13 protein-coding genes are annotated in these 12232 nt (G+C 56.2%); 9 read left to right on the top strand and 4 right to left on the bottom strand.

Features of this window, described 5'->3' with window-relative positions; all coding sequences use genetic code 11:
• Nucleotides 1-41: 41 nt before the first annotated feature.
• The 3 genes from nac to ACLBVC_RS16110 form a co-directional block, all read right to left on the bottom strand.
• A complete protein-coding gene (gene nac / locus ACLBVC_RS16120) occupies nucleotides 42-968 on the bottom strand; it encodes a nitrogen assimilation transcriptional regulator NAC (RefSeq protein ID WP_410150467.1) in 927 nt (308 codons plus the stop codon).
• 320 nt (nucleotides 969-1288) lie between these two features.
• Nucleotides 1289-2074 carry an SDR family oxidoreductase gene (locus ACLBVC_RS16115; protein WP_410150466.1) on the bottom strand — a complete coding sequence of 262 codons (786 nt, stop codon included), beginning with the start codon at nucleotides 2072-2074 and terminating at the stop codon, nucleotides 1289-1291.
• A gap of 49 nt (nucleotides 2075-2123) precedes the next feature.
• Nucleotides 2124-3023, bottom strand: a complete 900-nt coding sequence (locus tag ACLBVC_RS16110) for a GntR family transcriptional regulator (protein WP_410150465.1) — start codon at nucleotides 3021-3023, stop codon at nucleotides 2124-2126.
• A 192-nt stretch (nucleotides 3024-3215) separates the two neighbouring features.
• Here ACLBVC_RS16110 and ACLBVC_RS16105 point away from each other — a divergent pair, with 192 nt between their 5' ends.
• The 9 genes from ACLBVC_RS16105 to vapC all read left to right on the top strand — a co-directional run bounded on the left by ACLBVC_RS16105 (nucleotide 3216) and on the right by vapC (nucleotide 10908).
• A complete protein-coding gene (locus ACLBVC_RS16105; RefSeq protein ID WP_410150464.1) occupies nucleotides 3216-4034 on the top strand; it encodes an ABC transporter substrate-binding protein in 819 nt (272 codons plus the stop codon).
• A gap of 49 nt (nucleotides 4035-4083) precedes the next feature.
• Nucleotides 4084-4797: an amino acid ABC transporter permease gene (locus ACLBVC_RS16100; RefSeq protein ID WP_195812639.1), complete on the top strand. Its 714-nt coding sequence runs from the start codon at nucleotides 4084-4086 to the stop codon at nucleotides 4795-4797.
• Between the two features lie 10 nt (nucleotides 4798-4807).
• Complete coding sequence (locus ACLBVC_RS16095) at nucleotides 4808-5551, top strand: amino acid ABC transporter ATP-binding protein (protein WP_152326870.1); 744 nt, start codon at nucleotides 4808-4810, stop codon at nucleotides 5549-5551.
• Nucleotides 5552-5633: 82 nt separating this feature from the next.
• A complete protein-coding gene (locus tag ACLBVC_RS16090; RefSeq protein WP_410150463.1) occupies nucleotides 5634-6797 on the top strand; it encodes a M20 family metallopeptidase in 1164 nt (387 codons plus the stop codon).
• A 10-nt stretch (nucleotides 6798-6807) separates the two neighbouring features.
• Nucleotides 6808-7905, top strand: a complete 1098-nt coding sequence (locus ACLBVC_RS16085; RefSeq protein ID WP_410150462.1) for a mandelate racemase/muconate lactonizing enzyme family protein — start codon at nucleotides 6808-6810, stop codon at nucleotides 7903-7905.
• Nucleotides 7902-9092: a M24 family metallopeptidase gene (locus ACLBVC_RS16080; protein WP_410150461.1), complete on the top strand. Its 1191-nt coding sequence runs from the start codon at nucleotides 7902-7904 to the stop codon at nucleotides 9090-9092. Before ACLBVC_RS16085 ends, ACLBVC_RS16080 begins: the two co-directional genes overlap by 4 nt.
• 36 nt (nucleotides 9093-9128) lie before the next feature.
• Complete coding sequence (locus ACLBVC_RS16075; RefSeq protein ID WP_410150460.1) at nucleotides 9129-10049, top strand: dihydrodipicolinate synthase family protein; 921 nt, start codon at nucleotides 9129-9131, stop codon at nucleotides 10047-10049.
• A 206-nt stretch (nucleotides 10050-10255) separates the two neighbouring features.
• A complete protein-coding gene (gene vapB / locus ACLBVC_RS16070) occupies nucleotides 10256-10489 on the top strand; it encodes a type II toxin-antitoxin system VapB family antitoxin (protein ID WP_410150459.1) in 234 nt (77 codons plus the stop codon).
• Entirely contained in the window at nucleotides 10489-10908 is a 420-nt protein-coding gene (vapC, locus tag ACLBVC_RS16065) for a type II toxin-antitoxin system tRNA(fMet)-specific endonuclease VapC (protein ID WP_410150458.1), read from the top strand. The genes vapB and vapC overlap by 1 nt, the downstream gene beginning before the upstream one ends.
• On the opposite strand, the gene ACLBVC_RS16060 is transcribed toward vapC, so the two are convergent.
• Entirely contained in the window at nucleotides 10894-12096 is a 1203-nt protein-coding gene (locus ACLBVC_RS16060) for a glutamine amidotransferase-related protein (RefSeq protein WP_410150457.1), read from the bottom strand. The genes vapC and ACLBVC_RS16060 overlap by 15 nt on opposite strands.
• Nucleotides 12097-12232: the final 136 nt, after the last annotated feature.

Below are 12232 nucleotides of genomic sequence, written 5' to 3'. Positions count from 1 at the left end.
ACCTCCCCTTGTAAAAGGGGAGGACGTCTTTACAACCGCAGTCAACTCACCGCCAGCAAAGGCTCTGCCTCTGTCGTCGCCTGCTCAAAAACCAACGACAGCAAGATTTTCTTTACCGCCGCCGCTTCCTGCGACAGAGCCAGCGTTTCTGAAACACACAGTGAAAGCGGAACCTGAATCGCCGGGCTGCTGATGCACGACATCCACGCTTTGGCCGGGCCCGTCATGGCGCGGGCTGCGGATTCCGGCAAAATGGTGGCGCCCAGACCGCTGGCAACGGCAGCCGTCAACGTGGCGGAGGACTCGATTTCACCGATAATATTGGCCGTCAGACGGCGAACCGCCATGGCATCGTCAACCAGACGGCGCATCACGTTGTATGAACGCGGCATGAACAGATTGAGTTTCGCGACATCACACAGCTCGACATATTTTCCCGGATTGGGCACGGCATGCGTCCCGACCAGATACAAATCTTCTTTCATCAGCGGCTGACTGCTCAGCCCGACGTCGTTATTTGTGCCGTACAACACCGCCATATCCATACGGCCGTTGAGCACTAAATCCCCGAGCGCCGTGCCGAAATTTTCGTTGAGATACAACAAAATGCCCGGATGCTGTTTACGCACGGCCTGCAATAACGGCAGCGCCAGCTGGGAAGCCGCAGTGCCCGGCGCAAGCCCGACAGACACCTGCCCGCTCAGCGACTGACCCGCGCTGTTCACCGCGCCGTGGATCTGATCGCACTGACGCAAAATCGCCTGCGCATGTGAATAAAGAATGTTCCCGGCTTCAGTGGGCGTCACGCCGCGCTTGGTGCGAATCAGCAACTGTTGCTGCAATTCCCCTTCCAGCGTCGCCAGTTGCTGGCTCAGTGCTGGTTGTGCGATATGCAGAACATCAGCGGCCTGCGTCAGGCTACCGATATCGACGATTTTCACGAAGTACTTCAGACGTCTGAGATTCATCTCTGTCTCCATTTGGCCCTAAAGGGAACACCGTTCGGTAATGATTAGCGTGACTGATAAAAGCAAGATCTGCGCCAATCTCCGTGGGGCAGATGAAATAGCTTCTCGCCGCGCGCTAATGCCACGGAACATAAGAAAAAACGATTGCTGAGATGATTGAAAAAACCGGCGGGGTAAAAAAACTTAAGTAAAATAAAACCGAATCGTCCATCGTGGTGCACCAACATAATGCATTCTTATGAAGAAGGTTGCAGGATTAGTCAGGTTAATACCGGCAAAAGCCTACCGCAAAACCTTGGGGCCTTTGCCGCAAAAAAAAATCACACCGACGGGATCATTCCGCCGTCAACGCGGATAACAGAACCGGTCACATAAGAAGCCTGCTGGCTGGCGAGAAATGCCGCCACCGCGCCGTATTCTTCCGGTTTGCCGTAACGTTTCGCCGGAATGCCCGCCGCGCTTTTCGCCACCACGTCTTCAACCGAAAGGCCTTCACGCCCGGCGCGCGCAGCATCCAGCTGCCCCAGGCGACGCGTGGAAATCCGCCCCGGCACCATCACATTCACCGTAATGCCGTCAGCCGCCACTTCAGATGCCAGCGTTTTTGACCAGCCGACCAGCGCCATGCGCAGCGTGTTGGATATTCCGAGATTCGCGATCGGAGTCACAACACCGGAGGAAGTGCTGGTGATAATCCGCCCCCAGCCTGCGTTATGCATATCTGGCAACACTTTGTCTGTGAGAACAATCAGCGGGCTGACCAGCGTCGCAAACTGGCTTTGCCAAAGTTCCGGCGCTACCCCTGCGGCTTTGGTCGGCGGCGGCCCGCCGGAGTTGTTGACCAGAATACCGACCGGCCCGAACATACGACGGATTTGCATCAGCACATCGTCAAAACTTTCCGGTGCCGTGAGATCCAGCACCCATGCCTGCGCCGTTCCGCCCTGGTCTTCGATAAGGCTGACCGTTTCCTGCAATGCGCCAAGCGTTCGCCCGCACACCGCGACCTGAGCGCCTTCCGCTGCCAGCGCAATCGCCATGGCCCGGCCCAGACCGCCGCCCGCGCCGCTGACCAGCGCCACGCGGCCCTGAATCCCAAAATCCATCACTTTTTCCTCTGGTTAACGTATGAAAAATTAAATTTCAATCAAAGGATTACCCAACTTTGCTGACCTTGTTGAGCACCATCTGATAAGCCGATTGCAGGTGGCTACGCATCATTTCTGCCGACTCCTCCATCCGCCCTTCCAGCACGGCATCGATGATGGCGACGTGTTCGCCGCACCATTCGCGCACACGCTGTTTATTGGTGTAACTGCCGAACTCAAGCAGGCGTCGCAGCCGGTTTTGCTGCTGTATCGCCTGTAAAACAAAAATATTGCCGCTGAATTCCGCCAGCATTTCGTGGAACGTGGCGTCCGTTTCGAAAATCTGACGGCCATCAACGGCGAGAATATCGGGGTGCGTAATCAGGTAGATATGCTGCATCCGCAGCCGCCGCAGCGCGCTTTTGTCGGCGTGAAATCCCGACCCCAGCATCGCGCCCGGTTCAATCATCAGGCGGAATCCATAGCCGTTGCTCAGCGCCACGTCAGTGTTGAGCGTCGGTAAAAATGACCAGCCATGCCCCTTGTTGCGGGCGATCAGGCCGTCCTCAGACAACCGGAGCAACGTGCGCGCCAGCACGCCGCGGTCGGCGTCATAGCGCTGGGCGATTTCCGTTTGCGTCAGGGAATCCGGCAATTTTCCGGCGATGCGGTCTTTGACCAGTTGCTCGTACAGGTCCTGATCGCTAGTGGCCGGAATATCAATGCTGATGCGCTGAAGTTCATCGAAGGGTTTCAGCAGGAAAAAACCCTGATTGCGGCGCGCTTCGATAATTCCCAATTCACACAGCAATTTCAACGCGGTACGCACCGGTGTACGGGAAACGCCGAGCATATCGGCTAATTGTTGCTCCCGCAGATGGTGACCTGGCTCAAATTTTGCTTCACGTATCAGGTCAAGGATTTGGTTTGCCAGACGCCTTCCGCTGGCTGTCGTAGTTTGGGTCATGGAATAGCAACACCTGAAAGTATTTGTTGTTTAGGTTTGTACAATATCACAAGCCTTATGGATGGTGAAGCCTGGTTAAAAAGCCCCCAAATTGTGCAACAAATGCACCAAAAAAGAGCCTTGACTCGCAAATTTAATTGTATTTAATGAGACACAAAGAGCAATCCTGCTCATGGGAAACTGGAGTCTGTCATGTCAAAAAAAGCTTTTTTGCGCCGATATGCCGCCGTCTCTCTGGCTGCAATTTGCCTGAGTGCCCCGCTATTCAGCCAGGCCGCCGCGCCTGCTCTGGTCAGCAAAGGTCAGCTGACGTACGGCACCGCCGCCACGTTCATGCCGTTTGAATTTACCAAAGACGGCAAGCTGACCGGCTTCGATATCGACCTCATCACCGCCTTGTCGAAAAAGCTGGCGCTGACCCCGGAACCGATGTCGATGGAATTCAAAGGACTGATCCCCGCGTTGCAGGGCAAACGTCTGGATATCATCAACTCCGCGATGTACATCAATCCAACCCGCTCTGAACAGGTTGATTTCGTCCCTTACCTGAAAATCGGCAGCCGCGTGATTGTGGTGAAAGGCAATCCGGAAAAAATCACTGGCCGCGATTTATCCCTGTGCGGCAAAAACATCGCCGTCACGCTGGGCGGTATCGAAGAAAGTCAGGCGCGGGCAGATAACCAGAAATGTCTGGATGCCAAAAAGCCGGCGCTCACCGTGCTGACCTTCCCGGCAGCAACCGATTCTGCGGTCGCAGTGGCGCAAAAACGCGCTGACGCCGAATTCCTCTCCACGCCGGGCGCGGTCGCGCTGCTGAGCGAGAAAGGCGACACCTTCGAAGCCGTCGGTGCGGAGTTTGAAACCGACACGCACATTGGTTTTGCCGTGCGTAAAGGCGATGACGAAATGAAATCCCTTCTGGAAAAAGGCTTACAGGACGTGGTGAAAGACGGCACTTACCAGAAACTCATCACTAAATGGCAGTTCCCGGCTTCAGTGTCCATTTTCTGATGTTGTGAAGTCCGGCCTTAAAGCTTTGCCCTGACGTTGAGGAAAGTTCATGTCGCTTGATCTTGTTTGGCAGTACCTGTTCTCACCGGCGTTCTTTCAGGGCGCATTAATGACCTTGTTGTTAACGGTGTGCTCGTTGTTCTTCGGCATTATTGCAGGGCTGATTCTGGCTCTGCTCCAGGAATCCCGCTTCCGGGCGGGTTCCGTTCTGGCGTTCTTTTATCTGTGGCTGTTTCGCGGCACGCCGGTTCTGTTCCAGATTATTTTTGTCTACAACGTACTGCCGACTTTCGGCCTGCGTTTCTCGGCGTTCACCTGCGCCGTTATGGCGCTCTCCTTAAATGAAGGCGCGTACATGGCTGAAATTCTGCGCTCCGGTTTACAGGCAGTACGCAGTGGTCAGCGCACCGCGGGCATGGCGCTCGGCATGACCCAAAGTCAGATCATGCGCAAGATTGTGTTGCCGCAGGCCGCGCGCATCGTGCTGCCGCCAATGGGCAATCAGATGATCAGCATGCTGAAATCCAGCGCACTGGTATCGGTAATTGCCGTACAGGAGTTATTGCTTATCGCCAACCAGACCGCCAGCGCCAGTTTTCGTTATTTCGAAGCGCTGTGCGCCGCCGGGGTTTATTACCTGGTGCTGACGTCTATTTTCATGGTCGGACAGGCCTGGCTGGAACGCTCGCTTGACCCGAAAAAGCGCAAGAAACCTGCGCTGTCTTTGACTGAACGCCTGCTGCGCAGCAGCACGCCAAACTGAGGAGAAGCCTGTGAGTAAATCCAAACCGGTTCTGGAAATCATCGGCGTCGATAAACATTTTGGCCCGCAGCATGTTCTGAAAAACTGCTCCCTGAATGTGGCACAAGGAGAAACCGTGGTGCTGATTGGCCCGTCAGGTTCGGGGAAATCCACCCTTCTGCGCTGCATTAATTTGCTGGAGCCGGTTCAGGGCGGCTCGATTTTCTTTCGCAATAAAGACATCACGCACGCCAGCGTTGAACCACACAAACTGCGGCAGGACATCGGCATGGTGTTCCAGAACTATGAACTCTTCTCACACCTGACGGCAGCGGAAAACATCATGCTTGCACCGATGACCGTGCTCGGCGTCAGCCGCAGCGAGGCCGAAGCGCAGGCGCTGGAGCTGCTGGGCAAAGTGCGCATTCCCGACAAAGCCGATTCGTTCCCGGACGAACTTTCCGGCGGCCAGCAGCAGCGCGTGGCGATTGCGCGGGCGTTAGCCATGAAGCCAAAACTGATGCTGTTTGATGAGCCTACGTCGGCGCTGGATCCGGAGATGATCCGCGAAGTCCTTGACGTGATGGCCGATCTCAGCGCGGAAGGCATGACCAGCATTGTCGTCACGCATGAAATGGGCTTTGCGAAACGCGCAGCCAACCAAATCGTCTTTATGGAAAACGGCGAGATTATCGAAAACGCGACCGGCGAAAAATTCTTCGGCGGCGACGTCAGCCTTCGGGCACAACGCTTTCTGGATCAGATTTTACATTGATCCTTTTACCCAGAATCACCCCCGTATTGCGCCCTCACCAGGGGCCAGTTTTGCCACAAAAAAGATATTTCAGGAGACACCGATGAGCCTTTCATCGCCCGATATCAGCAGAATGAAACGCGATCTGGCCGCACTGGTCGCGATTAATACCGAGAACCCGCCGGGGCGCGAACGTGAAGCGGCCGAACTCATCAGCCAGATGCTGAGTGAAATCGGCTTCGACATGACGCTCAGCGAATATTCGCCCGGGCGTACCAACGTCATTGGCCGTCTGGAAAACGGTGACGGCCCGTGTTTTGCATTTAACACGCATATTGATGTGGTGCCCGCCGGAGAAGGCTGGGCACAGGATCCGTTCACACTGGCTGAGCGCGACGGCAAGTTATTTGGCCGTGGAGCCTGCGACGCCAAAGGCCCGCTTGTGGCCATGATTGAAGCCATGCGCTGGCTGGCCGCCAACCGTAACGACTGGAGCGGCACGCTGATGGCGATTTTTGTCGCCGATGAGGAAGTCGCCAGCGAAGGCGCGAAGTTTTATGTCCGCGAAGCGCCTGCTCACATTGATTACGTGGTGATTGGCGAACCGACCTCCAACACTACTTATTCCGCGCATAAAGGCAGTTTGCGTCCCCTGGTTCGTGTTCACGGCGTGACCGCGCATTCCGGCACGCCGGAGCTGGGCGAAAACGCCATTTTCCGCACCGCGCAGTTACTCGGTCTGGTCGAAGAAACCCACGAACACAGCGTGCGCTGCCGTTGTCACCCACTGGTCGGCAACGCCAGCCTGACCGTGACCCGCATCAGCGGCGGACACGCCGATAACGTGCTGCCGGGTGCCTGCGAATTACTGCTCGACCGTCGCATGGTGCCGGGGGAAGACGAAGACGCGGTAAAACAGGAAATTCGGGATTTACTGCAACTGGCTCACGACAAATTCGGCGTCCGCAGCGAAATCATCACCTTTAAACCGACCACCGGCGGCGCGACCGAAACCGATTCTGAAGACCCGATTGTACTGGCGGGCGTTGAAGCCTGCGCCGCACAGGGCAACCCGGAACCCGGACCGTTCGGTTTTCAGGGCGGCTGCGATCTGGTGCATTTCCGCAGTCTCGGCACCAAGGGCATCATTATTGGCCCCGGTTCGCTGGCTGTGGCGCATAAGCCTGATGAATTTATCCCGATCGACGAATTCATTGCGGGCAGCAAAATCTACTGCGACGTCGCGCTGAAAATGCTCAAACGCTGAGGAGCCGCCGGTGAAAGCCACTTTGTATCGCGCCGATTTACGCTACCCGCACCTGCAACTGCACACCGCGTCATCCGGCACCATTACCGGGCTGGATACCTTGTATCTGTTGCTGGAGGAGAAAAATTTTAACGGCATCGGTGAAGTACGTATCAACATTGCTTATCTCAACGGCTACAGCGCTGAACTGGTATTAAGTGATGTAATCCGCGCCCTGCGCCAGCTGGATCTCAGCCAGCCTGCCAGTACGTTATTGCTGAATCTTCCGGTGCTTTTAGCCGATTTTCTGGCACCGACACGGATGTTGATAGACATCGCGCTGCATGACCTGATTGCACGCCAGAACGGGCTCAGCGTGGCAGAACTGGCGGGCGCAGAAAATGCCGACACGGTGAGTTATCACACCAACCAGACGCTGTTCTGGACGCCCATGGATGAAATGCTCGAACAGGCCACGGCGTATGTCGAACGGGGTTTTACACAGCTGAAACTGCGCGTCGGCGTTGCATCCTTTGCCGAAGACGAAGCCCGGCTCAGCGCCCTGCGGCGGCGTTTCGGCCATGAAATCCGCTTATCGGCGGACGCTAACGGCCAGTGGCAGCCGGAAGACGCGCGCAGTCATCTGCTGGCGCTGGCGAAATTCGAGATGAGCTACCTCGAACAGCCGGTTTCCGATGCCAACGCGCACTTTTATCCGGCACTGGCCGCCGCCAGCCCGGTGCCGCTGATGCTCGATGAAAGCATGAGCAGCGAGGCTGATTTAGAACGCATTTTGCAGCTTGAAGGCAAAATTATGGCGCACCTGAAACTGGTCAAAATGGGCGGCATTGCCCCGACGCTGGCCGCTGCCAAACGGCTGACCGCCGCCGGTGTGCCGTTCATGATGGGTCAGATGAATGAGGGAGGCGCCGCGACCGCCGCGGCCCTGCACGTCGCCCGCGCCAGCCAGCCGCGTTATGCCGAACTTTACGGTGCCGACGGGCTGGGCAACGACCCGGTTCACGGCCTTTCCTATCATCAGGGGATGCTCAGCAGCCCGTCCGGCGCAGGGCTGGGCATCAGCTTCACCCCTTCCCAGGCAGAATTTATTCAGGAGTTTGCACAATGAAAGCACAGTCAGTTTCCCTGCCAGACCTTGGCAGCGTCGTTCCGGGCGCGGAATCCGCGTTTCGCGAAGAAGAGTATCAGCAACGCATCGCGCGGGCGCGTCAGTTACTGGTGAAAGCCGGGCTGGACATCATGGTCATCACCGGCCCGGAAAACATCTTTTATCTGACCGGGCAGCAGACGCCGGGCTATTACACCTTTCAGACGCTGGTGTTGCCGGTGGAAGGCGATCCGGTATTTGTTATCCGCCAGCTGGAATATTTCAACTTCATCTCCAACACCTTTATCCGCGACGCGGCGATATATACCGACGGCGATAATCCGGTGAATTTCCTGCTCGACATGCTGAAAGCGCGTGGCTGGATGAAGAGCCGGATTGGCATCGACAAACGCGGCTGGTTCCTGCCGGTTGCGGTTTATGAAGCCTTGCAGGTTGAGATCGGCACAATCCACGACGCCGCAGGCGTTATCGAACAGTTGCGTGCGGTGAAATCCGCCGCCGAACTGGAAAAAATGGCGCATGCCGCCCGTTACGTTGACGCCGGAATGCTCGCCGGACGCGCTGCAATTGCTGCCGGAGCCACTGAAAACGATCTGGTTTCTGCCATGATGGGCGCGGCTATTGCCGCTGGTTCCGAATACATGGGCATGGAACCGCTGGTGTCCACCGGCCCGCGTACCGGCGTGCCACACGGAACCTGGCGTCGCCGTAAGATCCTCGACAACGACCCGATTTTCCTCGAAATGGCCGCCACGCATGACCGCTATCACGCGGCTCTGATGCGTTCCGCGTGGCTCGGCAAACCGCCAGCGGTTGCACTGGAAATGGAAAAAGTGTGTCAGGAAGCGCTGCAAGCCGCACTCGATGCTATCCGTCCGGGTGCCACCTGCGAAGCGCCGCATCTGGCCTGCCAGGCCGTGATTGACCGCGCCGGTTACACCGATAATTTCAAGAAACGCACCGGTTATTCCATCGGCATTTCGTTCGCACCTGACTGGGGCGAAGGCGCCATCCTCAGCCTCTACAGCGGTATTACCACTGAATTACAGCCGGGCATGACTTTCCACATTCCACCCGCACTGCGTATTTACGGCGAATTTACCGTGGGCGTCAGCGAAACAATTGTCGTGACCGAAACCGGTTATCGCGCGCTGGGCACGGTTGACCGCCCGTTGTATTTACTCTGATTTTGCCAACCGCTTCGTTTTACAGGAATTGAATAAATGAAAGACATCAGTGAAAGTCGGGCCCGCCTGAAAGGTATTTTTAACATCACCGTGACGCCGTTTACCGCCAGCGGTGAGTTCGATTTCGCCGGGTTATCGCGCAATATCGAACGCGTTATCGGGCTGGGTTATGACGGTATTTTGATCGGCGGCACTTATGGCGAATTCCCGGCGATGACCGCTGACGAACGCGCCATGTTGTTCCGCCACGTGATGGAAGTGGTCGGCGATCGCGTGCCGGTCATGCTGTGCAGCGCCGGTTCCGACGCCCGCGTGGTGCGCGATTTGACACAACTGGCGGGCGACCTTGGCGGCCTGCCGATGGTGACACCACCGTTTGTTTCTGAAGTCACCGACGCGCAAATCATCAGTTTTTTCAAACAGATGGCACCGCTGTCACGCACCGGGATTCTGGTGTACAACGCGCCGGGTATTGGCATCACGTTGCCGCCGGTCGTTCTGGAACAACTGGCTGATATCGATGGCGTTGTCGGCATCAAACAGGGCGATCTGAACCCGACGGCGATTGACCAGATTGCCAACCGGCTGGGCGGACGTCTGCGTCTGTTCTGCGCCTCAGACCTGGCGTTCTTAGGCCCGATGATGTGCGGTTTCGACGGCATCAGCACCACTAACAGCGGCGCGTTGCCGGAAATCATTCTGGCGACTTACCGCGCGCTGGAAAGCGGCGATGCAAACACCGCCCGCGAACTTCACCGCCTGTGGTATCCGTACCGCGCCCTCGCTCGTCGTTATGGCCAGCCGCAGCTGGTGAAAGCGGCCATGAACCTGCGCGGATTCGACGGCCACCACGTTCGCGCGCCGCTGATTGATCTGGAACCCGGGATCATCAGTCTGGTTGAGCAGGAATTGCAGCGTCTGGCGGCAGACCCGCGTTCCGGCGTCACGCTGAAGTAACCCGTTTTCCAGGAATCCCCGTAAATATTGCGGGGATTTTCTTTTGTTGCAGCCTTTTCCCCGAGCCATCGCGCAAAATCCAACATCCGCTGATTTCTTTCGTTGTCTTTCACATTCCGCGTATATACCTTTGCACTATATTTTTCAGGCGCGTAAACTTTAGCCAGCATTTATCGGACTAAGGTCACGTAACTGGAGAAAGCACCATGTCAAAAGGGTCAGTGTTTTTAAATAACCGGACGCAAAGCGTTCGTATTCCGGCAGAGTGCCGTTTTCCTGATGAGGTAAAAACTGTGACGATAAGAAAGGTAGGGAACTCGCTGGTACTCACACCGGCTGAAAACACATGGGATAATTTCTTCCACAGCGACCTCAGCGTTTCCGCTGATTTCATGGAAGAACGCAGCTCTCAACACCAGACGGATCGGGATACGTTTTAATGCTGACTTACCTGCTGGATACCAATATTGTCATTTATATCCTGAAGCGGCGTCCGCTGAGCGTGCTGGCAAAATTCAATCAGCACGCCGATCACATGGCGATCTCCATAGTGACCTATGCAGAGTTACTGCATGGCGTAGAGAAAAGCGCCAGCCCGCAAAAAAACAGGCAGGTCATTGAGGATTTCGTCTCCCATTTGCGTATTGTCGATTACGACCAGAAAGCCGCCGCACATTATGGGCATATCCGCGCCATGCTTGAAAAAAGCGGCAGCCCGGTCGGCGTAAACGACATGCATATTGCCGCACAGGCCCGTAGTGCAGGCATGGTCATGGTGACCAACAACCTGAGAGAATTCTCACGCATCGACGGCCTGCTCATGGAGAACTGGGCCGGTCCGGTGTTAACTGCGCTTTAACGCTGCCGCTTTCAAAAACGCCGTCAGCAATGGATGCGGGTTTATGCGCAGTGACGACAGCTCAGGATGCCCCTGAACGCCCAGATAAAAAGGGTGTCGCGGGAACTCAATGCCGTCTGCAATCTGCCCGGTAATATCGGTCCCGCTGATGCGCAGCCCGTACGCTTCCAGCCCGGCTTTCAGCGCCGGCTCAAGATGGAAGCGGTGGTTATAGCGCACGGTAAACGTCTCGCCCAGGATCACGCGCAATATGCTGTCGGGCTGCGTCAGCATCGTATGGTTGCCCAGCCGGTGAACCGGAAACGTCGGCGTATTGCTCAGCGGAACAAAGGTTTTAATCTCCGCGTCGGGGTCGGCTTCGGCAAGATTAGCCTGCAAAGAGCCGATCATTTTCTGCACGATTGCCGTGGTCATGGTTTGCATGCCGAGACACAAACCGAGAATGGGAATATTGCGGTTCAGCGCATAATGTGCGGCGCTGATTTGCCCGCTGACGTTACACATCGCCGCCCCACCCGGCAACAAAATGCCGTCCACGTTTTCCATCACTTCATGGAGATGGTCTTCCAGCGCCATGGGCGCGGCGTAAACGATATCCAGCGAAAGCGCGAGCGCATCTGCCGCATCGCCCAATGCCGCCAGCGTGGCCGGATAAACGCTGCACTGGTCAGACTGAGCGCCAACCAGCGCAATTCGTAATGTCGTGAGGGTTTGCGGCGGCGTATTTTTGTTTATCCAGCGCCCGTAGTTATCACGCCACCAGCAACCGAGCGATTCATCTTCCATACCGTGGCGGCTGAAGGCATAGCCCTGATTCGAACGCTCTACGTTGATCAGCTCATAATCGAACGCACTTTCACGCACCTGCCGGGCAATCTGCGTGAACTGAATGAGCTGCATCGGGCCTAGCGGGATAATGACATCTTGCGTGCCGTAGGTTTCAAGTAATTCGCCCAGTTCCATCACTTTACCGGCGCTCTGCGGATTGAGCCTCTCGGTCCATAACAACCCGCTGGTCATCAGTTGCCCTTCTCCGATGACATGCTGGCAGGCATCGGGATACAGCGCGACGTCCCAGCTCACAGGCAGATGCGCCAGCGGTAGATGTTTTTGTGCAGCCAGTATTGCCGCCATCGCCCCATACAAAGAAGGCTCCGGCGTGTCATGCGCAACAAAAATAAAAGCCATAAGAGAACCTTGAAAAGTAAAAGGAAAATTCAGACAACCCGCTGACCCCAGAGTCAGTTTAGGGATTGAAGTACCATTTCCGCCGGCAAAAAAGCGGCTCTATACGAAGAAATTATGAGCATCGCAACAAGAAGAA

This window comes from Rahnella selenatireducens, assembly GCF_046449555.1.
In the GTDB taxonomy this organism is placed as follows: domain Bacteria; phylum Pseudomonadota; class Gammaproteobacteria; order Enterobacterales; family Enterobacteriaceae; genus Rahnella; species Rahnella selenatireducens.
Note: the sequence above shows the minus strand (reverse complement) of the source record. Positions and strands in the feature narration are given on the sequence as shown.